Consider the following 24,602-nt stretch of genomic DNA (forward strand, 5'->3'; position numbering starts at 1 on the left):
TCCTTCCCAAGAATACTTGATCTCTCACTGGATTATCCGCCGTCGTGCACATCCAACAGATAGATCGCCATCGCCTTGCGGTCATCCTCTGTCAGAAAGCTGGTGCCATAGTTTACGACCTCTCCCATAGCGCCCCCGAATACATCGCCATCAGGCATGACACCTGTGCGCAAGGCATAGACCAAATCATCAACCGTCCAGCCACGCTGTTGCAGCGTCCCAAAGTCGATGGCCGGCGCCTTGTCACCGCCCGGCAGAGAGTCACTTCCCTTGAAGTGTTCGGTGTCTGATTTTCTCGCGCCAACCAAGTTCCTCCCGGTGTGGCAGGCCGCACAATGCGTGGCGCCTTCGACCAGTAACCGGCCCCGGTTCCAAACATCATCCTTACCCGGCACAGGATAGGTAGGAGGCGGCTCCAGAAAAGCTGCCCGCCACAGTTTCAGTCCCCAACGCTGATTGAAGGGGAACGCCATATCCTGCTCTTTTGACGGTTCCGCGACCGGTGGAACCGTTTGCCAGGCAGCCCAGAGATCGGCGATGTCCTGATCCGTGAAGTTGGCATAGAACGGATAAGGAAAGGCCGGGTAGTAGGGTTGTCCGTCGGGCGACACACCCTGTCGTACGGCACGGGCAAACTCCTCGACGGTCCAACCACCGATCCCGTGATCAGGATCGGTGGTCAGATTCGGTGAATAGAGCGTGCCGAACGGTGTATCTAACTCTACCCCGCCGGCCAGCGGCGCACCCCCTTTGGCAAAATCTGTGTGGCAGGCGATACAGCCACTTGCCCTTGCCAGATATGCCCCACGGTTAACGTCACCCTCGATGTGAAAAGATTGTAGTGGCCGGCCAATCGGCCAAGCAATTATTGCAACAAGTCCCGCTGACGCCATGACGGCAGCAGCAAGGCCCAATCGGACTAGCGGACTCATGACGCATTCCTATTCCGACCGAAATCGCGTGTGGCATGCCGAGCAGGTCTGGCTCAGCATCATGAACACGCCATCTGCTGGCATTTCAGAAAGTTGTGCCTGATCCGGGCCCCCGCCCATCATGTCGGCACCCATCATAGAACTACCACCCATCATGGTTGCATTGCCCATCATACCGGAACCTTGGTCCGATCCGGACGCCATCAACCCATTGTCCGCCGCAAGCATGAGCCCTTCAGAGTAGGTTTCCAACTGTCTGGCCAATTCTGCAAAGGAACCCCAGTCCTGCCAGATTTCCGGTTTTGCCTCCGAGGGTTTGCCATCAGTTCCCTCTGGAAACAGCTTAGTCATGCTCTCACCGGCATGGAGCCCTATTTTCTTCGCTTCGCTTCGCACTGTTTGCGCGTTGTACGGCGTTTTCCCCTGCATCATCGGCGTGAGGACTTTCATACTGTCCTTCATCGCGGACATACCGTCCATGCGCTCTTTGACGATGCCTGTTGCACCACCATGAGCCAGAGCGGCTGCAGCAAACAGAGAAACCAGGGCGACGCCTGTGGTCATTTTTTCGAATGTTCATTGCTTTGTCCTTATCGTCTGCTTCGACGCGCTCGTATTGAGCGCAATTCGACTGGTCAGATCAGGACGCGCGGCGGTGGCGGGTCAAACGCTATGATACTCAGAACCCGGTATTGGGCGCGTGGTATCGAGTATCTTTGTTCCGTGTCTTTGGGGGCAGGCAGCGGCGGACCTATCGAAAATAGCCCGACAGCGTTGCAAATCGATCCGCTATGACAATGCCCCGGATGACCTTGTTTGACATGCTCCACGTACGCAGAGTCCGTATGGTCAACAACGTGTTGCGAGCTGCTACCATGCGCATGAGCAGAGTCGGTAGTCACAAGTAATCCGCCAATGGTCAGCACCATTGACAGGATGATGTAACGAATTGCACTGCCAATCCGGCTCGTCACTTTCAGAAAATCCCGTTTTCCTGCTGCAACTCTCTGATGTACGCAACGATGCCTTTCACATCGGCACGGGTCAAGCCATCGACCGGCGGCATATTACCAAACCTCCAATGGTGTGCCCGAACTCCATTCTGGACTGCGACATAAAATGTCTCGTCCGAATGGTGGCTTGGTTCATAGATCTTATGCACCAATGGCGGCGCAAGCCCCTCCAGACCAGTTGCATTCACACCATGGCAGGCCGCACATTTAGCGTCGAATGCCACCTTTCCGACTGCCGCAAACTCGCTCAACTGCTCCGGCAGATAGACGTTTTGGATTGGATCTCCCGGCTCCAGCGTCGCCGTATCAGGTGACGCCATCGAGTGACCAGTTGGTTGCTGATTGAGATTGTAGACGAGTACGGCGGCACCTGCGATCGCTACGCCGCCGATCAAGAGTGTAAGTTTATCCATCTCAGTATTTCACTTGATTGTCAGTTATCGGACAGTATTGCACGCCCGGTGAAATCGACCTGGACGAGGTCAGATCAGTTTTACCTGCGTGCCCACTGCCGCCAATTTGAACAGTTCCGCAATCTGCTCGTTGTACAAGCCAATGCAGCCGTTGGAGGATCGTCTCCCGATCTTGCGGGTGTCGTTGGTGCCGTGGATACGATAGTACTGCCAGCTTAAGTATAGCGCATGGGTCCCCAAAGGATTCTCGGGGCCCGGGCCTACATAGTCAGGCCACGCCGGATTGCGCTTTTTCATTGCCGGTGTCGGTCGCCAAGATGGCCCTTCGACCTTGCGAGTAATTGTAGTGTAGCCCAGCCTTGTAAGGTCTTCCGTGAGCGGAACGCTGGTGGGAAACATACGATAGACGCTTTCGTCCTCCGACCAGTATTGCAACACTTTTGACTGTGTATCAGAGAGGATCACACCGTTCCTGAGTGTATCAAAATGGTCCTGCCATTTGGCAACGCGGAACGACGATACGTTTCGGCGCGTACCTTTGATTGCTGCGGGTTGGGCCAAAACGGCCGGTGCGGGAAAAAGGGTCGTTGCAGCGAACGCGGCTATCACTTCGCGTCGCGATATACCCTTTCTATCTTCGCTCGGTTTCATGCCTGCCATCCTGATCGGTTATCCTTGTTTCTCGATTTAGGTAGCTCGTATGCCCTATTCCTGCGCTGGAAGGTCAACATGAAAAAGACTTCGCACAAAGCAGCCCCAATACCTTTCGTGCAGCCGACCCTCTGCGAGCGAGGGGACATTGTTGGGGACGCTAGGCACAGAGGCAGCTGGCATTCATCATAAACGGCGCCACTGAATAACTGGTGTGGTGAAAATCCCTGCATTGCAATGCTTAGCTCGCCACACGTCTGATCCAGCAATCAAGACTGGGTCGGATTTCGTCAGCTGTTGTTTTGTATTGACCTGCTGCCTCTCAAACTGACGGTGCTGATAACGGTCTCACTTCCGTTCCAAACGATGAAACCCCATGAAAAATCTGTGGACCACCCTCGTGAGCGGATAAAGGTAGTCCACAGAAATAGCAGCTTGATGAGTTGTTATCTCAGGTCCACGCAAAAGAATGTCGGCGTGGCCAATGCGAGTTTTCTGCTTTGGTTAACAAAAACGCTGACGCATTCCCGGTTCAGAAGCTCCATTCATAGGATGCCCACAAAGCTTGCGTAGACACATCAGCGCCTAGGGTCGATCTTGCCTCCAAGCGCAGGTTTCCACCGTGCACAAAGGCTCTCTCATAGCTCAGACCGACTTCGCCGAAAGTATCGGTTCCACTACCGCCCGAGGCCAGAGCAAGCGTATTGCCGAAGACTGCCACATCTATGATCGATGGCGCATCTGCGTCACGGCGGACCGCAGCCAATGATGCAGATAGGTTTCCTCCTCCCAATGACGCTGTATAGGCAGCCCCGATGCGGGTTTCATTGAACGTGATGTCTCTTGCGCCCACAGTCGCATTCGCGCTGCTGCCCATCTCGGTGTAAGCATCCAAATTCTGCTCGCCATATAGAAAACTGGCTCTGGGTGTCAGGACCGCGCCGTGCTCCAACACAAAATCACGTTCAGCAGCAACGAAAGCTGTGATCATATCGCTCGAGTAGTCAGCCGCCGACCTTGTGTTTCCACTGAAGCGGGTTTCATTGTGATCCAAATCGCCATAACCCAACCCGAAACTCACATCAGCAACTCCGAAGTTTTGCGCAACGATCCCGCTGACAAACACGCCGGACGTATCGAAAGACGTCGCGCCAAAGGTTCCGTCATTCTTGAAATAGCTGGCCCCGAACCCGTATCGCAGCCCGGCTCCAAGATCGCGGGTCAATCCAGCGCTGGCGCTCCACATATTTGATGAAAGCGCTGAAGAGCTGCCGTTCGAAGTACCGTCGCTTCTGCTGCCGCTGACAAGGAAATATGGTCTAAACCCTTCGATTGCACCGCTTCCGCTCGTGCTGAGCACAACTCTGTCCCGACTGACATCGGTGCTGTCTAATTTGTCCAACTGACCTTTAAGGACATAGGACAGCCCTGCGACCTCGAAAGCCTGGTTGGTATTGGGCTGAAACTCGCGCGCATCGATGGAAGCATAGACAGGCGCCGCGCCACCTTCGTCGTCAACAAACCATCCCTGAGACGGTGAGGACACCGAGGTCGTAAACACCCCGTTTGACGTATCGTCGTCCCGGAAACGGTAGATCACTTTGCCTCCGACATGGGTCAGGTTGACATCGTGGTCACTCACCCGCATCAACCCATCGATGTTTGCCGTGGATTCCAGATTTAGTGTGCCCCCACCATCACCCAAGTAAATGGCGTAACCCTTGCCGGCGGACTTCACTGCGATGTCGCCCGTGACATTGATCGTTCCCTCTGCGGTACCGACATACAATCCGTAGGCTTCAACATCCCCCCCATTGGCCGCCACCGCAATCGACCCGCTATGCGACAGAACTCCGTTCTCGTTCAGCGCGCGCGCTTTGACGCCATATGCACGCACCTGATCGGATCCGCCCGCAGCCACAGCTATGGCTCCTGAATTGTCAAGAACCCCGGAGATGCCCCCATCGATCAAAATTCCGGACGCAATAAGTTCAGCTGTGTTTCTGGCCTTTGCATCAACCGCGATGGTTCCACTGTTTTTTAGTATACCGCTGGTGTCGATTGAGTTTATCGACACTCCGACAGCAGAGCCGCTTACGCCATCGTTCAGGTCGAGCGATACACCGATACGACCCGAGTTCCGAAGCTCACCCAGGAAGCTGATGATACGGACGCCAGAAGCTTCCGCATTAAAAACTCCATCCCCTTTGGCCGAAACGTTAATAGAACCGGAATTCGATAAGTCTGTAGACTCGAACAGAAATCCAAGGCCTACGCCAACAGCCTCGACGGAACCGCCTTGCGTGCTTTCCGCTGTTACCGTGAGCTCGCCGCTATTGGAAATATGACCATCGGCCAATATGTTCGCGCTGACCCCGTTTGCACTCACGAAGGTTCCGTTATCACCTTGGGCCGCAACCACGATTTTCCCTGAATTCGAAATCGAGCCTCCCATCTCAAACAGTGATGCAGAAGCACCTGTTGCGAATACCTCGCTGGCACCGCTACCAACTGCCGTTGCAGCAATAGTGCCCGAGTTAGAAATGCTGTCGGATATGGTGTCGGTTTCAAACCCCCTTGCATATACCGATTGCGTGCCGGCTGCTTTCGCCAGGACGACGCCCGAGTTGACGACCTGTCCGCTGGTGCCGCCCAGCCTGATCCCCATGGCTGAGGCGGTAGCACCGTCCGCTACTACAGTCAGGTTCCCGCTGTTGCTCAGCGTACCCTCAATCGTGCCTGCTGAAATGCCATAGGCATATGCGCTTGAGCCATTGCTCTGGGCCTTGACGGAAATCGTACCTGTGTTGTTGAAGTCGGCATCGCCAATAACACTGCCAATCCGTATTCCTCCGGCCGAAACGTAAGAACCCTGCGCAGCGACCGAGATTTGACCGCTGTTGGAGAATGTACCCGCCACGGTAGAAGACCGGATACCGATTGCTTCGACACTCGAACCATTGATCACATCGACGGTAATCGCGCCCGAGTTGTTCATCGCGCCGTTGATCTGGCCCAAGCTCATACCATACGCCGAGGCATGGCTTGAGGCATCAATCTGAACAGTCACATTGCCCGAGTTCGAAAGCGTGCCATCCACTGTATTTGTTGAAATACCCGAGGCGTCACCGGTACCCGTGCCAATCGCTGTGGCAATAATGGAGTTTGTGTTGTTCAGAGTGCCAACAATATGCCCGGCTTCAATTCCAATGGCATTGGCGGTTCTTCCCCGACCCGTTGCCAAAATAGGCCCATTGTTCGTCAACGTGCCTGTAACAGTCTCGGCGAGTATACCGGTTGCGGTTACGGTACCCGAACCGGTTGCAGCCGCGATCAGAGGCCCGGCATTGGCAAGTTGACCGGAAATATCTCCAACCTCGATTCCATATGCGAAGGCCTGTTGGTTCCCAGCGCGCGCATCCACAAATATCTGGCCACTATTGTCGAGCGTACCTGCCAGATCCTCCGCCTGGATCCCCCGGGCCCGTGCGCGATCACCGTTTGAGGTAACGATGAGTTGCCCACTGTTCGTGACGCTGCCATCTACATCTGCAAAATCCAGCCCATCTGCAACAGCACCTGAAGCCAGCGCAATCGCGCGGATCGTCACGAGACCAGAATTGTCGAAACGGGCGGCTGAGCTAAGACCGCCAATGTCAATGCCGTCCGCGCCAGCTGAGCCGCCGATAGCCTGCCCATCGATGGAACCGGAATTGGTCAGGCTGCCGGTAAGATTGGATACTTCAATAGCATCAAAATTTGCCGCACCGGTGCTGTCGGCGGTCATTGAAACGGTCAGGGCACCGCTGTTGTGCAAATTGCCGGATACGGTGGAAATCTCAATTGCATCCCCATTTGCATTGGCTCCCCCGTTTCCAGTGACGGAAATGGCACCGGTATTGTTCAAATCACCGGACAAGTCGCCGATGCCAATGCCATCGACGCTGGCAGTTGTTCTTGCAGTTGCAAAAGCCGTAACGGGTCCTGAATTCTCAACTGTCCCAGCGACGGTTGTCAGTTCAATGCCATCCGCAAACACATTCCCGCCGGAACTGACGGCGTCGACAGAAATGCCGCCACTGTTGCGGAAGGTTCCATTCACGCTCTTCGCAACTACCCCAGAAGCAAACACGCGGGAGCTGAGATCAGCACCAACACTGATCGTTCCGCTGTTGGCCAACGTGCCATCGACTTGGTTAACGTTAATACCGGCAGCGGTGCCAAAGGTCAGCGCCAAATTTGCGATGTCTATGGTGCCAGTATTCTGAATGGCACCTGTCACATTCCCCGACACATCAATACCGTGCAACACTGCACTGTCGCCAAACGCCGCTCCCATCGAAATCGTACCGGAATTCACAACGGCACCGGACAAATCGCCGTTGATGTCGATCGCGGCTCGGGTTCTCTGTATGCCTTCGGGCGCTGTCAGCCGCCCGTCATTTGTCAGCGTGCTGGAATAGTCCGCCACATTAACTTGAACCAGGCCCCGTCCCGGCAACGGGTCTACGTTAATGGACCCGGTCGCCGTAATGGTATGATCTTCGTCAACACTACTGATCAGAGAAGCGGTCCGCGCCCCATCAACGACCTCACCAAAAACAGATCCTGTTGAAATTGCCAAAACCGAAGCTGAACACAAAAAAACGGAAGGGGCGACACTTGCCACTCCTCCTTTCCATTTGGTCAGCCGTCCCCCACGTGCGAAAGCATGAACTCGTTGCTGGATCTGCATATAACTTTGCCCCATCTGGCTAAATTTCCGTTCCCTGGGTCCGGAGGGTTGTTTCCCCTGCGTCACCCGTTCCATGCGCCATTTGTTTGCACACTCAAAACTGGCGTTAAATGTGCGCTGGAGGCGGAAATATGGCCAAATAGGCAGATTAGAACTTTAGTTTATGCATTTTTCACAAGGGTTTATTCCAACATGAGACTTTATTCGGCAGATGTGGACAGGGGTGTCACTCTGAGTGTGACGCCCCTACCAATAGTTGGCGTCAAGCAACCGATCCGCCATCTGTCAGATCTTCCAAAAAAGCACTGAGCAGCTGAGTTTTGCCTGCATAGCCGGACTTTTTGTAGATCGAATTGGTTTGTGCCTTGATGGTGCCTTCCTTGGCGTTGCGAATTTCCGCCATTTCAGCAATCGAGCACCCTTTGATCAACAGGCGGGTAACCGCACGCTCGGCCTCAGAGAAAGACCATTGCTCGAAATACGCGTTCAACAGGTCCTCGAAGGCACTGGAGGCCCTGGCCACCTTATCTTCAAGTGACTCTTGATATCGGCGCATTTTCAGAACTTCGAACCCAAGCACCATGATTGAACCAAACAGTGAAAACATGATCAGGACTTCCCAGACATGAATTTCGTCCCATTCATCAATCCAGGCCACGCCCATTGCCTCACCAATGTCTTCGAACAACATAATGCAGGCGCAAAATAGCGATGCGAAGAACGAAAAAGTCAGGCGTTTTTTTGATGGCATAGAGGCCTCCCCACAGGCAGTAGATTTGATCGCGGGTTCTTACGCGAAGTAAGCAGACCACCTCAAGCGACAACCGCCGTTCTCTGCAGCAAAAATCGACTGTTCGAAATGCCCGATGCGGCGCAACTTTACCAGATGATTACATCGGTTTTCAGAGACCGTTAGCCCTGCCCCAATCGCTTGAGCCGCGTCCGCCCACGCCCGCGATGTTCCAGGAACATGAACGACAGCAGCACCGCTACCAATGACACCAGAAGGATCGCAAAAATTACATCAGACAAGAAATGCCGGCCAAAAACAGTGCGAAGCAGCGCACCAAGAACTGATACCGTGAGAGCAGACCCGAAAACAATTCGGCGCAATGCCTTGTTTCGAAGAAAACGGGTCAGGACATAGGCAGATATCGCAAAGGCTGCTGCTCCGGCGGCCTCACCTGAGACAAAAGAGCAATTTACCTGACATTGGGCGGCGATCTCAAAGGGCGGGGAAAACGAAAGATTACCGCCAAACTCCATAATATCAGCTGGTCTGGCACGACCCCAGAACGACTTTAACAAACCATTGACCAGAAGCGCGGGCCCGATCAAGTACAGGCAGAAAATGAACCCCCACACGCGCCTCGGCACTCCGGTGTACGTGCTGGTGATAGAACCTGCGAGAACGCCGCATAGCGCGAGTATTGCCATATAAAAGTAAGTTTTCTGCGCTGCTTCACGAAACACTGTTAAAACAGGTGAGCGCGCTGCGGCGAAACCTTTAGCCGGCTCCCAGAACAGTGATGAAATCCAAACATCTATCCACGGAGCTGAAGCAAACAATGCCTGAAAAGCAGCGACCAGAAAGAACAACCAGATCATGATCCGAGTTCGATTGCTTTGATATCTCGCCAGATAGTGTAACGGTTTTTGACCTCGGTTTGGTGCGGCAGGACGGATTGGTACGAACTTCTGCATGAGTTTCACTGGGTTGCTGCGCACGATGTGCTAACGACAAATCAAGGCGCGAGTTAGCAGGTACAGCCCATCTGGGCGCCTCTCGTGCGAGAGGCGCAGATTGCACTGCAATTTATCGGATCGACGTTTGGCCTGCCTGAGGCCAAAGTACCCTAGAGGGAGATATTCAAGAGCTTCTCAGCATTCTTGTACCCGATTTTCTCCTTGACCGGCCTGGGTAAATCCACGCCACGGAACCATTCGGCCCCTTCAATCCCACTGACAAACGGATAGTCGGTCGAAAACAGAACTCGATCCTCGCCCATCACAGTCAAAGCCAGTTCAAGCAGTTCGGTCCGGAAGAACGCGCTGGTGGTGATGTGGAAATTGTCGGTGACGTAGCTTTGAACAGGCTTTTGCAGTTTGCCTGTTGTTACCTTTGCCAGATCATCCCCGATGCGCCAGTAATAGAAGGGTAATGCCTCGCCCATATGGCCGATGATAATCTGCAAGTTCGGGTGGCGGTCAAACACGCCGCTGACGATCATGCGCAGGCACTGAAGGGCAACTTCCTGATGCCACCCATAACCCGCACCGCTGAGAACCCTGCTGACAATCGGGTCACCCAGATCATCGTAATACAGATCCATCGCCTCTTTTGATGCCCACCCCGGATGAATGTAGATCGGTACGCCTAATGTCTCGGCCATGGTCAGAACCGGTTCGAATTCCGGATGATCAAGGAACATACCATTCACAGCACCATAGGTCATCGTGCCAACGAACCCCAATTCGTTGACACATCGCTCAAGCTCGAGTGCGGCTGCCTCAGGCGAGGTAAGCGGTAGCGCGGCAAAACCGCGAAACCGATCCGGATGGGCATCGATGTAGTCAGTCTTGATCTGGTCGTTCAGCCTTGTCGCATAGTCGATGCCCTGCTGACCGGGCAGGAGTTGCGCACCCGGTGTCAGAGCCGACAGAACCATGATATTCAGTCCGGCCTCATCCATATGGGCCACGCGCCCCACGCCCACATCCATGATGTCAAAGGACGGAACACCCGGTGGGAATTTGATGTTATTAAGTTGCATCATTTCCGGAGTGGCGAAATGTTCTTCAAGCCCGATCAGAGGCATGTCTTTGTCACGCTCGGCGATTTCTGCTGAGCCGATGGACCAGAGATCACTGTTTGCAAACGACACACCCGGCAGGGCCATAGCGCCCATTGCTGAAGCAGATAGCAAAAACTCACGTCGCTTGATCATTTGAATGTCATCCTTCCCAGCACGTCATGGCCTTCGATGCGATGCTTCACGACAGCTGCAACATGGCCCGCGACAACGGCTAGCATCGCGTAGGCGAGCCATCTGTGAAGGGTCGCCGTGGTCGTTTCGAGATTGTAGCCCCATAGCGCTTCTTTCGTCGGAAATATTTTTGGCATGCTGAGGCCGAACAAAGTTGTGCCATGTCCACCAAAATCCGTTTCAGCCCATCCGATCAGGATAACCATCAATGGCAGAACGTAGAGCGCCAGATGGCCCAAGTGCGAGAGCAGTTTTTCCCAGTTCGCCAAAGCCGCCAAAGGAGCGGGGGCCGGTGTGATAATCCGAAGAGCAATGCGCACCACGATAAGGAACAGCAGCAAGACGCCCATGGAGATGTGAATAGAGAATAAGGCTTCCTGTATCGCGGAGTCATCCGGTACCAGCTTGGTCATCGTGTACCCACACGCCCACATGAAGGCGAAACAAATCGCCATAAGCCAGTGTAGAACCCTAGTGGAAAAGCTGTAGCGTTCCATGTTAGCCACCCTTTCTTTAAAGCTGCTGAGCGAGATGCTGCAGAGGGGATGAGCCTTCAAGAACGGACGCTGGAGCGGTATCCGACCTGCGTTAAAGGTATGGGTTCTTTCGCGAACGGTCGGGGCTCGACCATTCGCGATGGGAGCGCTAGATACTCAACATGAAGTTGGATCAAGTTGCTGTCTCTGCTGGGCTTATCAGAAAGGTTCTGCTTGCCGCTTTAATCGGGGCGGGCTTCATATTGGTTCTCGAACCAACCCATACGGAAAACGTGCCCATACTGGCGGCTTTTGCGCTATGGTTTACCCATCTATTCTTGGCTGCCGCGCTGTTTTTGACGGGCGTCCTGGTGCTGCAACGACTCAGATGTCCCGACCCGATCCCGGCAATCGCTTCTGCACTTGTTTTGCCAATACCTTTCGCTCTGGGATCTCTCGTCCTGGATTATGGTTTCGGCAATGCCGATGATGACCTGCAAGCAGCTGGAACACCCGTTTCTGTTTTCCTGAATGAAATCGTCACAATTACTCCGCTCGCTTTGGCAGTAGCGGTGGCAATGACGTTTCTTCTTCGCCGAAGTCCGTCAGATGAAAGTGCTCTTCAGACCGAAGGGCAACCAAAGGAATTTCCCCCATCATTGAAGCAACTCATACACAGCGTACCGAGCGCTCTTGGAGATGACATCATTCACCTTCACGCGCAGGACCACTACGTGGAAATCGTTACCACCGAAGGACGCGCATTGCTTTCAGAGCAGTTCGGCGATTGTTTAGAAAAGCTGGAAAACCTGAACGGAATTCAATGCCACAGATCTCACTGGATCAGCTTGGCGCATGTCGACAGTGTTTCGCGAAAAGGTAGCGCATACACCTGCAAAATGAGCAATGGCGATCAGGTTCCTGTCAGTCGGAGGCGATACGCAGAGCTGCGCGACAAAGTCGATGCTGCTTTTACCAGTGCCCGAAGGCAGTGATCTGCAACTAAAAACGAACGGCTCTTCTTGCATCTCTAAGCGCCGGTCGACAGGGGCAAATGAAGGTGAGCGCAAACGAACCGCTTTTTCATGGTCAGCGTTAAAATGTCGGCTCTCGCTGCTTGTTCAATCGTGCTTTTCGGAAGATGCTGGAATGATGCCAGAAACTAACAAATAGCTATCTCGGTATCTTAACTTGCCAGGATTGAGAGGAACTTATGTACACTCGGCGGAGCGCTTTGAAACTCGGGATTGCATCTTTTCTGGCATCGCTTGGCTCTAGCGTCCATTCGCAGGATCTCGATGGCACCACAGTCATCGTTATAGGTGCGGGTATATCTGGTCTCGCTGCGGGTCAGGAACTTTTGAGACACGGCGCAAAAGTGATCATATTGGAAGCTGGGGACTATGCTGGTGGACGTATTCGAACCGATATGTCCATGGGTGTTCCATTTGAATACGGGGCAGGCTGGATACATGGGCCAAGTTCTGCAAACCCTATTCAGAAGCTTGCGGCGCTGATCAAAGCACCGACCTTTCTAACCGATGACAACAGTCTTGAAGTTTTCGGACCGGATGGCACCCCACTGACGGACGCAGAGTATCAGCACATCGATGACACATACGAACGTCTGTTGCGCAAGCTGTATCTGCGCGTTTGGAACAGGGACACAAAAAGCATCAAGGAGGCCATCGCCGACTTGGAACCCGAGGTGCTGAATGACCCTCTGGGCCGGTGGTTGCTCTCTGCCTTTGTTGAATTTGATATTGGCGCGGGGATCGAGGATATCTCTGCCGCCAATGCCTTTGCAGATACGGCCTTTGAAGGCGACGATGTCATTTTCACCGAAGGGTATGACACGATCTTGGCTCCGCTGATGAGCGGACTGGACATTCGACTAAGTACCCCGGTCAACCGCATTGCATACGGCGATGACGGTGTGACCGTGAACGGCATCCCGGCTGACTATGCCATTTGTTCGGTTCCTCTGGGTGTGTTGAAAACCAACGCTATTGAGTTTGACCCACCTCTTCCGACTGACCTGCAAGTGGCAATTGACAAGCTTGGCTTTGGCTCGGTGACGAAGATTGCCCTGAGATTTGACAAGGCCTTCTGGGACGAAAAGACCCAGTATTTTGGGATCGTAACTGAGCCAAAGGGACGGTGGAACTATTGGCTAAACTACCGGACGTTCAGTGAAGAAAACGTTTTGCTTGGTTTGTCTTTTGGCAGTTACGCCCCCATTGCGGATCGAATGAGTCAATCGGAGATGACTGAAGACGCCTTGGCGGTTCTGCGGTCGGTTTGGGGAGAGCATGTAGTCGAACCGAATACCGTTCTGAGCACACATTGGTCTGAGTACCCCAATTTTCGAGGGGCTTATTCTTATCCGCAAACCGGCGGGTCAACCGAACAATTTGAAGTCTTTGGTGAACCTGTAGCTGAACGGCTTTTCTTTGCTGGTGAGCACACGATATTTGATTATCACAGCACAACGCATGGAGCGTTATTGTCAGGCCGGCACGTTGCGACCCGTATCATTGAAAACTAAAATGCAGACCTTCAGATGCAGTGCGGCATTCGGCAAAAAAGGGTTCACTGCCGCAATTCGTTGCCGTTGCGTCAACTGGTCGGACGAGCCAAGAATTATCGTTGGTTCCACTTCAGTCTTTCTCTCGTAGAGCAGGTTACGGACCACACACCCCAGACGTTCAGCATCAGGTGGAAAATGATAAGTGAGCGGACAAAACGAACATTAGAAAGTTAGGAGCAAAACCTTCTCCACTCTGTAGCAAAGCCAATGGATGTTTCGTTGCTCTTGGCTCTACGTGCGTGGTGCGTTTTGGCGTAGATCGGAACGCTTAAAAAATCCGCTGTTCACTATGGGCACCAAGAATATGTGGCTTGCCAGCAGTCCACGTCCGCATTCGCAACCCTTTGGCTATCGGATGATTTCCTCTGCCTTGAACGGGACCAAGCTTTCACGGAACTGTTCGATGAATTCAAGCGTCACAAGTGACGGTTGCTTCAAGATCGGGCGCACAAGCGAGAGTGTATGTGACAAGATTGGCTTGAACGGCCGATAGCTCAACCCGCGTGCCGCATACTGGATGGCGTCCAACTCACTTACCACAGACACCCCCACACCTTTAACCGCCAACTCGCAGGCCGCTGTGAACTGCCTGACCTCGATGTGGGAGTTCAATTTGACATTGGCGTTTTGAAACGCTTTTGAGAGGCGCCCAAAAAAGTCGCTGTCGCGACGTGTGTGAATAATCTTGGCATTTGCAAGATCATGCGGTGTGATCTCGCAGAGGTTTTCCAACTCATGCCCAGTAGGAAACACGCATACTGTGCGAACATCGATGTTTCTGCTTTCAACAGCCGGATGACCGTTAAAGCTGTCAGTGATACCGAAATCATACTGCTCACCGATCATCCACTCGAGAATACGCTCTGGTCTGTCTGGCTCGATTGTCATGGTGACACCGGGTCGATCCTCCAAAAACTCGGCGACGACGTTGGGAAGATGGCTGGTAGCGAACCCAGGCAAGCAAGCGACACGGATGTGCCCGGCCTTGCGCTGTGTGATGTCCTGACTGACATCAGAGATCTGTTTCATGAGTTCCAGAACTCGCTCTACGCTGGGCTGTAGATAGCGGACCTCCTGTGTTGGCACCAAACGACCCTTGCTCCGGTCAAAAAGTTGAAACCCAAGCGATTTTTCCAAATCTGATAGCAGTCTGCTGACAGCAGGTTGACTGACCCCAAGTTCTGCCGCCGCCCCGGTCACCGAACCACTGGTGGTCACAGCCATAAGCGCTTCTAGTTGTCTAATTCTCAAGATTTGGCTCATGATTGGTTCCGATTTCCGGTGCGTCCCGCCACCATATAATATAATGTTATGTTTTTTGCCAATAATAAGGTCTTGAATTATATTTTGCCATCGGTAACGTCGTTGGGATAATAAGCCCACCAGATGCGCCATGCGCTTGGTGTTAGTGAACGCATCAATTTGATGCATGGGAGGAATCATGAATAAGCAATTTCTCGGCGCTCTCGCCGTAACTACTGCGTTGTCCCCCGTGGCGGCGATGGCGCAGACCGAAGTTCAATTCTGGCATGCCTTTACCGGTCGACTGGGTGATCTTGTGAAAGCCCAGGTTGAAGAGTTCAACGCCAGCCAGGATGAGTTCGTCATAGTCGAGAGCCACAAGGGCAACTACTCGGAAACTCTGAACGCAGGTATCGCGGCTTTCCGCGCGGGTGAGCAGCCGCATATCCTGATGGTTTTCGAGGTTGGCACTGCAACGATGATGTCGGCGGAAGGTGCGATCAAACCAGTTCACGAAGTGATGGCCGAAAGCGGTGCGTCCTTTGACCCTGACGCCTATATCGGCGCCGTCAAAGGGTATTATACGACCACAGATGGCGACATGCTTTCCCTGCCCTTCAACTCTTCGACGCCGGTTTTGTGGGTCAACCGCAACGCCATGGAAGCGGCGGGTGTCGATCCTGATACAGACCTGTCCACTTGGGAAAAAGTCGGTGACGTACTTGAACAGCTGAAAGCCGGTGGCGAAGACTGCCCGCTGGTGACCGCATGGCAAAGCTGGATCCACCTCGAGAACCTTTCAGCCTACCACGATGTTCCATTTGCGTCGCAAGACAACGGCTTTGCCGGACTGGATACCGAGCTGATGCTGAACGGTCCGACCCAAGTTGCACACCTGACTGCAATGGGTGACTGGGCCAAAGACGGAAAGTTCATCTACACAGGTCGCAGAAACGAAGGTGGCGCGAACTTCCGCGCTGGCGAATGCGCCTTGTTCACCGAAAGCTCGGCAGGTTATGCCGGGATCAGCTCAGAAGCGGAGTTCGACTTTGATGTACGCCCGCTGCCCTATTGGGAATCGGCCGTGAGCGAGCCACAGAACACCATCATTGGTGGCGCCTCGCTGTGGGTGATGGAAGGTCATGACCCCGAAGAGTACAAGGGCGTCGGAGAGTTCCTGAGCTTCCTGTCATCACCTGATGTACAAGCGGCCTGGCACCAGAACACCGGTTATCTTCCGATCACCTCAGAAGCTGGTGAGGTTACTCGTGCCGCAGGTTTTTATGATGAAAACCCAGGCACCGACATCGCAGTCATTCAAATGACAGCGAAAGAACCAACTACAAACTCGAAAGGCCTGCGTCTGGGATCGTTCGATCAGATTCGTGGCATCATTGACGAAGAACTTGAGGCCGTCTGGTCCGGTGAGAAGACCGCTCAGGAAGCAATGGACAGCGCGAAAGAGCGCGGTGACGCGCTGTTGCGCCGTTTCGAATCCGCCAATCAATAAGTCGTAATTCGATGCGGGCCTTTTCAGGGCCCGCATTTTCTTTCTTCAGTGGACTATCAGGATGGAAAAACGCGTTACCTTTCGCGGCTGGCTTTTGCCATTGGCGCTGATCGCCCCGCAGGTCATCATTTCCGCTGTATTCTTTTTCTATCCGGCTGGGCAGGCTGTTTGGCAATCTCTGTTCATACCTGATCCTTTTGGGCTGTCGTCCCAATTTGTGGGGCTCGGCAACTTTGAGTTCCTGCTGAGCGATAAGTTTTACCGCGCGTCGTTTGTGACAACTGCAGTGTTTTCAACGCTCGTAACGCTGTGCTCAATGATCCCGGCTTTGTTTCTGGCGGTCATTGCGGATCGCCTGATCAAGGGATCGGGGGTCTATCGGACGCTGCTGATCTGGCCCTACGCCGTTGCCCCCGCCGTGGCCGGTGTCCTGTGGCTGTTCATGTTCAACACGCGTGTTGGTGTCGTGTCGTGGTACCTCGGCCAGCTTGGCTATGACTGGAACCACGTTCTGAACGGCACCGAAGCCATGGGACTGGTGGTCGTTGCTTCGGCCTGGGGGCGTATCAGCTATAACTTCCTGTTCTTTTTCGCGGCACTGCAATCAGTCCCAAGATCGGTGATTGAGGCTGCTGCGATTGACGGTGCGCGCTTCTGGCGCCGGTTCTTCACGATCGTGCTGCCGCTTTTGTCACCAACCGCGTTCTTCCTGTTGGTGGTCAATGTCGTCTACGCCTTCTTTGAAACCTTCGGCGTGATCCACACGATTACCGGCGGTGGTCCACAACAGGCGACGACTATTCTGGTCTACAAGGTCTTCTCGGATGGGTTCGTCGGACAGGACCTCGGTTCATCTTCGGCACAATCAGTCATCCTGCTGATCGTTGTCGGCCTGCTGACCGTCATTCAATTCAAATACGTGGAAAAAAGGGTGCATTACTGATGGCAGCCCAACAACACGGAATGGTCGAAAAACGCGGGATGGGCATCTGGCTGACCCATGCCATGATGATCCTTGGCGTATTAATCATCTTTTTCCCGATCTGGCTGGCATTCGTGGCGTCGACTGTGACCCAGCCGGAAATCGTATCGCCACCCATGCCAATTCTTCCCGGCGATCAGTTCTGGGAAAACTACAAGGCCGCGCTGTTTTCTGGTGTGAATGTCCCTGTCGCCACCATGCTGTTCAACAGCCTCGTGATGGCGATTGGGATTGCGGTGGGCAAAATCGTGATCTCACTGCTTTCTGCCTTTGCGATTGTCTACTTTCGCTTTCCCGGGCGGACGACGTTCTTTTGGCTGATTTTCCTGACGCTCATGTTGCCGGTTGAAGTTCGAATTGTTCCAACATTCGAAGTTGTTGCCGGGTTCGGCATGCTCAACAGCTACTATGGGCTTATCTTCCCCTTGATCGCCTCTGCCACGGCGACGTTTCTGTTCCGTCAGTTCTTTCTAACGATCCCAGATGAACTGGCCGAAGCTGCTCGAGTAGATGGAGCCCGTCCGATGCGGTTCTTCATTGATATCGTGGTGCCCATGAGCCGGACCAACATCGCGGCGTTGTTCGTGATCCTGTTCATCTATGGGTGGAACCAATATCTCTGGCCGCTTTTGATCACCACCGACCCCGAAATGAACACCATCGTGATGGGTATCAAACAGATGTTCCCCTCCGGTGATGATGTGGCCGAATGGCCAGTCATTATGGCGACGTCCATTCTGGCAATGATCCCGCCGGTCATCGTGGTTGTGTCGATGCAAAAGCTCTTTGTGCGCGGCCTTGTCGATAGCGAGAAGTAAGAAATGGCAACAGTAACCCTTGAGAATGTCAAAAAGAGCTTCGGCCCAACCGACGTCATCCATGGCATCGACATAGATATCGCGGACGGTGAGTTCATCGTAATTGTTGGGCCGTCGGGCTGCGGGAAATCCACGCTACTCCGGATGGTTGCAGGTCTGGAAACCGTAACTGCGGGAGAAATCCGGATCGGAGAGGAACGGGCTAACGACAAGGAACCAATGGATCGCGATATCGCGATGGTGTTTCAGAACTATGCGCTCTACCCACATATGTCCGTGCGGCAGAACATGGGATATGGCCTGAAAATCGCCAAGTTACCCAAGGCTGAAATCGATCAAAAAGTGACCGAAGCTGCCAAGCTGTTGCAGCTGGAACCCTTACTGGATCGCAAACCCAGACAGCTGTCAGGCGGCCAGCGTCAGCGCGTGGCAATGGGCCGGGCTATTGTCCGGGAGCCAGCCGTCTTCCTGTTTGATGAACCGCTTTCGAACCTCGACGCCAAACTGCGTGTTCAGATGCGCTTGGAAATCCGCGAACTTCAGGAAAAGCTAGGGATCACTGCGCTATATGTCACCCATGATCAGGTCGAGGCCATGACTATGGCTGACAGAATGATCGTCATGAACGGCGGTATCGCCGAACAGATTGGTACGCCCCTTGAGGTTTACGAAACACCACAGACGCTGTTTGCTGCACAATTCATTGGCAGTCCTGCGATGAATGTTTTTGAAGCCCGGCGTAAAAATGGTTCGATCAAAATTGGTGATCTTGAGGTGGGCCCGTCCACCGGAGCAGACATGGTCGTCAAACTTGGCATACGGCCAGAGCATCTATTGTTGGATGAAAACGGGCCCTTAGAAGCGACGATTCAGATGGCTGAACCCCTAGGCGCGAACACGCTGTTGCACGGTCACCTGGCCAATTCAGACGGTACGATCACGATAAGCCTCCCGGGCGTCCATCCGATTGAAGGTCGACATCCGAACATGAGGTTCTCTGTCAAGCCTGAGCATATGCACCTATTTGATCCTGCAACCGGCAAAAGGCTGGATAGCTAATGGGTTTTCCACAGGTCGAAGCATTTCGCGGAGGCGAAAATGTCATCCGCGTCGTGGGCCATCGCGGCGCACGCGGGATTCTGCCAGAAAACAGCATGCTCGGGTTCGAGTTTTCGCTGTCAATCGGCGTGCCGCTGCTCGAGTTTGATGTCGTTCTCACCGCAGACAACGTGCCGGTTATTACTCATAATCACCGACTGCACGGGCCGACTTTTCGCGACACGAACGGTCAGTTCTTGACTGGCGAGGAACCAAAAGTCTCTTCGCTTACTTATGAACAGATCCGACAGTTCGACATCGGGCGATTGGACGGGCAATCGGCCTATGGTCGTCGTTTTCCGGATCAGGCTCAACTGGACGGCGTTCAAGCGCCAAGGCTTCTGGATCTGCTCAATTTGATCGATGATCCCAAATACGGCGATGCCTATCTGATGCTCGAACTGAAGTCGGATCCTGACCTGGCTCACGATGCGCCTTCCAGAGAGAACTTTGTCGGGCGAGTTCTTCAGGAAGTTCGTGACAAAGGTCTGTCATCGCGCGCGGTATTGCACAGTTTCGACTGGAATCTGTTGGAGGAATGCCAGCGACAAGCCCCTGACATGCCGTCTTCTTATCTTACCCAGCTTCCGGAAAATGCGGACGATGTTGGCGAAGATTCCTCGAAAGCTGTCTGTCCGGACTTTCGCGGCCGTCGCGATGAAATTCCATCGCTGGTCAAACAAGCCGGCGGTTCGCTTTGGTGCCCATACTATGCGGATGTAACAGCAGAAAATGTGGCACTTGCAAAAGAGCTGGGCCTGTGTGTTGCCGTGTGGACGGTCAATGAGCACGAAGAGATAGGTAGGATGATCGACCTTCGCGTGGACGCAATCGTATCTGACTATCCTGGACGGGTTCAAAGGCAGCTGTCGGATTTAGGCATGGGTTGGCACGTCACTCACCAGTGATTTTTACGTCATAATTATCCGACGCCAATCATGTTTCTTCCAGTTTCGGTCAGAAAGGAACAACCGCGTCACTACTTCGATCTGCCTTGTTAGACGAAAGGCATAGAGACTCGTCGGAGTTCGCCACGTGGAAGATCGGCAGAAACGGGCGGACTTCCCATCTGATCTCTAATTCCGTGACGCAACTCCAGACCGTGCCCAAATTTTCAGAAGTGTGACCCGCGTCACTGACACACGCGTTGGAACCGGCAATACTGAGGGCATTAGTTGATTGCGCTTGAATATATTACAAAGCGCAGATTTTCATTATCCTCCCTGTGGACTGGGGCGCGCTTTTGACCGGCGCGCCCTTTTTTAGTTCGGCGGCTCGTTTTCGATTTCGCGGATTTGGCACGCATGCCGACGAGAGCAATCAGCCCAATCTGTGGGTCGCATAAAAACATGGCCAGTTGTTTTGTTGAACTGACTGTGCAGCAACGTATGCCGCCAACGGGCCAAAACTGGTGTCTTTTCTCAAAACCTTGACGTGCCAGCGCAATAAATCTGAGCCGCAGGTTGCCAAATTGAGTGCACACACAGCGTGTCAAACACACTCAACTGAAAGGAGCCAAACGATGAAAAAGGTAATGATTGCAACCGCTACGGTGTTCACCCTTGTTACAAGTGCTGGAATGTCCATGGCGCATCCATCATTTGGCCACGCAGCATTGGGTGGAGGTGAGTTGTCCCGTCCGAACCTGAGCGCCCACCTGGAATCGAACGAAACCTTCGGGACCGAATTGCCGGTTGCGGGGCTGGGCGGGGCCGACTGGAGTGCAGTTAATGGAGACTCCGAGGCTGCCATCAACAGAGAATTTGAACCGGGTCTTAGTGCGGTGCCACTGGGTTCCATATGCAGCGAGATTCCTCCCCACCAAAAACACCATAGCAAATATTCGCCATGCTATTGATCCAAGGAGAGCTTTTCGTTGCGTCTTGGTGAAGTCCCCCGGAACTGTGACGAAAGCTCCACGGCTTCTTATTTGATCGCGGTTTCCATGACGAAACGCCAGAACATGCTTTAATTCACCGTCCCAGACGAATTTGAGCAACCTGAGATCGCTCTAAGCCGTGCGAACACTGCCTGGAGAGTGGCCCGTCCAAGTCTTGTAGGCATTGGTAAAGGCTGCCTGATCAGAATAGCCCAGCGCAAAAGCAATCTCGGAAAGACTGAGTTTGGGGTCATCAAGATACTGCTCTGCCAGCCTTGCACGAATGTCCTTTAGCAGCTGCTTGTAGGTTGTGCCTTCTTTGGCAAGTTTACGACCAAGTGTACTGATACTCATCCCAAGCGTCTTGGCGATTTCATCTTGTGTCGGAGCATTGAATGACAGTCGCGAAGTTATCTCACCCTGAACCATCGAACTTGTTTCACCGATGACTGGCGTTAACTCCTTCATCAGGTTTTGCACATGCGTTTCAAGATGCAAAAGCAATGCGGGGTCCGTATCCTTGATAGGAATGGCCATCACCGCCTTGTCAAACAGGATACCTGGAACGCGTTGGCCCTGTTTGACACTAACCGATAGTGCATTGGAAATCTGTGTTTGCTTCTCTTCGGTCAATTTATGCGGAAACCGTATCTCAAGCACAGGTAATGCTGTCTCAGCTGCGATTTGAAGACTTGTCAAGAAAGCGGAAACTCGAAACTCATTGTGAGCACCATCCGCGTGCAAAAGCTGGGCAACGGAATCTATTTCCAGAAACATGCCGCGATCGTCTTCATAGAATGACAGTTTGGCAAAACCCCGAGCCAAGCGAGCGTAGTTCACGGCCTTCTCGATTGCCTCGCCAACGGTCGGAGAATTCAGAACGACATAGCTGAGAAGTGTTGTTTTTCTCGGGTTGAAGGTTGTCCCTGCAGAGATGGGAAACAGGGGGTCTCCGGTCTCAGCGATAGCGAGTTCCAGGAGGCGGAGTTCATTCCGAACGTCGACAAAATTCGGGGGAGTTTCGTGAATATCAACGGGTAGGTTGGACGATTTCAGCAGCGCAACAATATCTAAACCTCTGTTGTCCAGAAGTTTGGCTATGTGATGCACACCAAAACCTGGAACATTCCAGGATTGGCTATCAGAACTAGTTTGGTTTTCATTCACGTTGACATACCGCCCGAAATTGATGCGCCCTGTGAAACCGGGGCGTTTGTGTTTTGGGCAATAATAGACAGGGTGCAAAAGCTATGCCAAGCAATCGTTTGGCTGCTACAAGGGGGCTAGCCGCAGAGAACGGAAGCGGTGAGCCCCAAACTGACGCGCGCCGCGCGACCCATGTATGATCGCGAAGCGCATACTGCGACCGCAAACTATCGTGGTTACGGATATTGTCTGACCTGCAAAATCGCAGAGCCATGCCTCACTGCAGCCTTACTTTCCAGACATCCGCGACCTCGAATCGATAAGGGCACGTTCAATTGGCTAGGGCTGTCCCGTCCCGATAGTCTCAGTTTTTGCCGCAGTTATATGGTTGTAAAGTGTGGGGCAAACTTTGCCATTTCCCCCACAAGCATGCCTCATACCCAGCCCATCTTGTAGTGATGATGGTCAAACGTCAGGTGTTGTCCACAACCTGCCAGACCGGGGCGGTAGTGGCGGTATAGCGCGCGCCAATAGGGCTGAATGGCAACGCCTTCATCCTGAATCAGTTTCTGGATTTTCGCCATGACTTCACGGCGCTGATCCGCGTCAGCAATCGCCAGCGCCTCATCCAACAAGGCGTCGAACTCCTTGTTTTCCCAACCGAACTCGTTCCAAGCCTCGCCTGAACGATAGGCCACGTTCAGAATTTGTACAGCAAGAGCCCTGTGGTTCCAGTTTGTGGCCGAGAACGGGTACTTGGTCCAGTCGTTCCAGAAAGTGGAGCCCGGAAGCACTGTCCGCTTTACTTTGATGCCGGCATCACGCAACTGGGCCGCTACCGCATCGCAGGTGTTTTTACGCCAGTCATCGTCAATTGAGATCAGCTCATGCTCGAAATCAGCCATTCCGGCTTCGTTCATTAGCTGCTGGGCTTTGGCCGGGTTGAATTCAGGTGGCGGCAGTTCGGCATAGGCCGGATGCACAGGCGCGACGTGGTGGTTTTCAGCAGGTGCCCCAAAATTGTTGTAGCCCAGCTCGAGGCAAACAGCGTTGTCTACCGCCATTGCCAGCGCCCGCCGCACCCGGGCATCTTCATAGGGGCGTTTGCCATCAACCTCGGCCAGTTGGTTAGGTCGAACCACTAGGGTCGAGGCGGTGACCACCTCAGATTTCTCCAGCCCCAGATCGTCTAGGATGGAGATATACTCGCCTACTGACTCATGGAGCATGTCAACTTCTTCAGCGTCGATTGCTGCAAGCCAGGCCGAAGGGTCCGTGCCAAAATCCAGATATTCGATGCGATCCAGATATGGACCGCCATAAACTTCTGTCCCCCACCAGACATGATCCGGGACGCGCTCCAGAACACATTTCTCACCTACCGCGAGCTCGGCAATTTTGTATGGGCCCGTACCTATATTGTTCAGCAGATCGTTGGTGTTGAACTCCGAGTGGATAATCTGCGCTGGATAATCCGCCATGGCCGGGATCAGTGAAATGTCGGGACGCGGCAAGATCAGTTTGAGGGTCAGATCATCGACCACTTGAATGCTGTTCTGAACGGCCTTTTCGGTTTCCTTATCCACCAGCGTTGCCATACGACCGGCCATCGAATTGCCCTCTACCGTCTTGTCGCACCAGCCTTCGATATTGCGAGCCACATCAGTGGCAGTAAAAGGGTCGCCGTTATGCCATGTCACGCCGGGACGAACCTTGAGCGTGTATTCCGTTGCGGTGTCATTCACCTCCCAACTGTCCAGCAACATTCCCCGGAACGACCCGTCATTGTTGTATTCGACAAGATACTCAAATGTTCCACGGGTCATGTTCCCGATCTGGGACCAGTCGTAAACGCGAGGCTCTTTCAGCCCTTTGACATCCATTTGTATCCGCAAAGTACCGCCCTGTTGAGGCGTTGCCTCTTGTGCATATGCCGGGCTGGCTTCGCCCAACAGGCCATAGGCAGCACCAACGCTGAGACCAAGTGCGGTGGAACGGGCAAGAAATTCGCGCCTTGTGATTTTTCCGTCGCGCAATTCGCAAGCGTGCATTTCCGCGGCGGGGTGCACATCTCGCTTTGTTTGATTTGAGTTCATAGGAAGCTCCCTGTGTTGGTTGAGCGGGCACGTT

The 24,602-nt window shown here is 53.5% G+C and carries 20 protein-coding genes; 8 read left to right on the forward strand and 12 right to left on the reverse strand.

Annotated elements, in window-relative coordinates; genetic code table 11:
• Positions 1–32: 32 nt before the first annotated feature.
• From GOX61_RS05375 to GOX61_RS05415, 9 genes are all read right to left on the reverse strand, one after another.
• Positions 33–932, reverse strand: coding sequence for a c-type cytochrome (locus GOX61_RS05375; protein ID WP_170331883.1), 900 nt, complete (start codon positions 930–932; stop codon positions 33–35).
• Positions 933–941: 9 nt separating this feature from the next.
• Entirely contained in the window at positions 942–1,496 is a 555-nt protein-coding gene (locus tag GOX61_RS05380) for a c-type cytochrome (protein ID WP_170331885.1), read from the reverse strand.
• 412 nt (positions 1,497–1,908) lie between these two features.
• The gene (locus tag GOX61_RS05385; protein WP_170331887.1) at positions 1,909–2,358 is read right to left on the reverse strand and encodes a c-type cytochrome; all 450 of its coding nucleotides are present in this window, start codon (positions 2,356–2,358) and stop codon (positions 1,909–1,911) included.
• A 69-nt stretch (positions 2,359–2,427) separates the two neighbouring features.
• Positions 2,428–3,018, reverse strand: coding sequence for a L,D-transpeptidase (locus GOX61_RS05390; RefSeq protein WP_170331889.1), 591 nt, complete (start codon positions 3,016–3,018; stop codon positions 2,428–2,430).
• Positions 3,019–3,541: 523 nt separating this feature from the next.
• Positions 3,542–7,633 carry a beta strand repeat-containing protein gene (locus tag GOX61_RS05395; protein ID WP_170331892.1) on the reverse strand — a complete coding sequence of 1,364 codons (4,092 nt, stop codon included), beginning with the start codon at positions 7,631–7,633 and terminating at the stop codon, positions 3,542–3,544.
• Between the two features lie 373 nt (positions 7,634–8,006).
• The gene (locus GOX61_RS05400; protein ID WP_155150431.1) at positions 8,007–8,495 is read right to left on the reverse strand and encodes a helix-turn-helix transcriptional regulator; all 489 of its coding nucleotides are present in this window, start codon (positions 8,493–8,495) and stop codon (positions 8,007–8,009) included.
• A 161-nt stretch (positions 8,496–8,656) separates the two neighbouring features.
• On the reverse strand, positions 8,657–9,352 hold the full coding sequence (locus GOX61_RS05405) for a phosphatase PAP2 family protein (RefSeq protein ID WP_170331893.1): 696 nt from the start codon (positions 9,350–9,352) through the stop codon (positions 8,657–8,659).
• 248 nt (positions 9,353–9,600) lie between these two features.
• Positions 9,601–10,692 carry an amidohydrolase family protein gene (locus GOX61_RS05410; protein ID WP_217353776.1) on the reverse strand — a complete coding sequence of 364 codons (1,092 nt, stop codon included), beginning with the start codon at positions 10,690–10,692 and terminating at the stop codon, positions 9,601–9,603.
• On the reverse strand, positions 10,689–11,228 hold the full coding sequence (locus tag GOX61_RS05415) for a cytochrome b (protein WP_170331895.1): 540 nt from the start codon (positions 11,226–11,228) through the stop codon (positions 10,689–10,691). The genes GOX61_RS05410 and GOX61_RS05415 overlap by 4 nt, the downstream gene beginning before the upstream one ends.
• Before the next feature lie 161 nt (positions 11,229–11,389).
• Between GOX61_RS05415 and GOX61_RS05420 the strand changes: the two genes are divergently transcribed.
• Both GOX61_RS05420 and GOX61_RS05425 read left to right on the forward strand, forming a co-directional pair.
• On the forward strand, positions 11,390–12,202 hold the full coding sequence (locus tag GOX61_RS05420; protein WP_170331897.1) for a LytTR family DNA-binding domain-containing protein: 813 nt from the start codon (positions 11,390–11,392) through the stop codon (positions 12,200–12,202).
• Between the two features lie 218 nt (positions 12,203–12,420).
• On the forward strand, positions 12,421–13,755 hold the full coding sequence (locus tag GOX61_RS05425) for a flavin monoamine oxidase family protein (RefSeq protein ID WP_170331900.1): 1,335 nt from the start codon (positions 12,421–12,423) through the stop codon (positions 13,753–13,755).
• A gap of 390 nt (positions 13,756–14,145) precedes the next feature.
• On the opposite strand, the gene GOX61_RS05430 is transcribed toward GOX61_RS05425, so the two are convergent.
• Positions 14,146–15,060, reverse strand: a complete 915-nt coding sequence (locus GOX61_RS05430) for a LysR substrate-binding domain-containing protein (RefSeq protein ID WP_170332576.1) — start codon at positions 15,058–15,060, stop codon at positions 14,146–14,148.
• A 178-nt stretch (positions 15,061–15,238) separates the two neighbouring features.
• On the opposite strand from GOX61_RS05430, the gene ugpB reads away from it, so the two are divergent.
• From ugpB to GOX61_RS05460, 6 genes are all read left to right on the forward strand, one after another.
• Positions 15,239–16,549: a sn-glycerol-3-phosphate ABC transporter substrate-binding protein UgpB gene (gene ugpB / locus GOX61_RS05435; RefSeq protein ID WP_170331902.1), complete on the forward strand. Its 1,311-nt coding sequence runs from the start codon at positions 15,239–15,241 to the stop codon at positions 16,547–16,549.
• 61 nt (positions 16,550–16,610) lie between these two features.
• Entirely contained in the window at positions 16,611–17,492 is an 882-nt protein-coding gene (gene ugpA, locus GOX61_RS05440; protein WP_155150415.1) for a sn-glycerol-3-phosphate ABC transporter permease UgpA, read from the forward strand.
• A 20-nt stretch (positions 17,493–17,512) separates the two neighbouring features.
• Entirely contained in the window at positions 17,513–18,349 is an 837-nt protein-coding gene (gene ugpE, locus GOX61_RS05445; RefSeq protein WP_155150595.1) for a sn-glycerol-3-phosphate ABC transporter permease UgpE, read from the forward strand.
• 3 nt (positions 18,350–18,352) lie between these two features.
• Positions 18,353–19,408, forward strand: a complete 1,056-nt coding sequence (locus GOX61_RS05450; RefSeq protein WP_170331904.1) for a sn-glycerol-3-phosphate import ATP-binding protein UgpC — start codon at positions 18,353–18,355, stop codon at positions 19,406–19,408.
• Positions 19,408–20,355 carry a glycerophosphodiester phosphodiesterase family protein gene (locus GOX61_RS05455; RefSeq protein WP_170331906.1) on the forward strand — a complete coding sequence of 316 codons (948 nt, stop codon included), beginning with the start codon at positions 19,408–19,410 and terminating at the stop codon, positions 20,353–20,355. The genes GOX61_RS05450 and GOX61_RS05455 overlap by 1 nt, the downstream gene beginning before the upstream one ends.
• Positions 20,356–20,969: 614 nt before the next feature.
• A complete protein-coding gene (locus GOX61_RS05460; RefSeq protein WP_170331908.1) occupies positions 20,970–21,305 on the forward strand; it encodes a hypothetical protein in 336 nt (111 codons plus the stop codon).
• 153 nt (positions 21,306–21,458) lie between these two features.
• Here GOX61_RS05460 and GOX61_RS05465 read toward each other — a convergent pair whose 3' ends face one another.
• A complete protein-coding gene (locus GOX61_RS05465) occupies positions 21,459–22,493 on the reverse strand; it encodes an AraC family transcriptional regulator (RefSeq protein ID WP_170331910.1) in 1,035 nt (344 codons plus the stop codon).
• A 413-nt stretch (positions 22,494–22,906) separates the two neighbouring features.
• A complete protein-coding gene (locus GOX61_RS05470) occupies positions 22,907–24,568 on the reverse strand; it encodes an ABC transporter substrate-binding protein (RefSeq protein WP_170331912.1) in 1,662 nt (553 codons plus the stop codon).
• Positions 24,569–24,602: the final 34 nt, after the last annotated feature.

The organism is Ruegeria arenilitoris, assembly GCF_013030265.1.
GTDB classification, from domain to species: Bacteria; Pseudomonadota; Alphaproteobacteria; order Rhodobacterales; family Rhodobacteraceae; genus Ruegeria; species Ruegeria arenilitoris_E.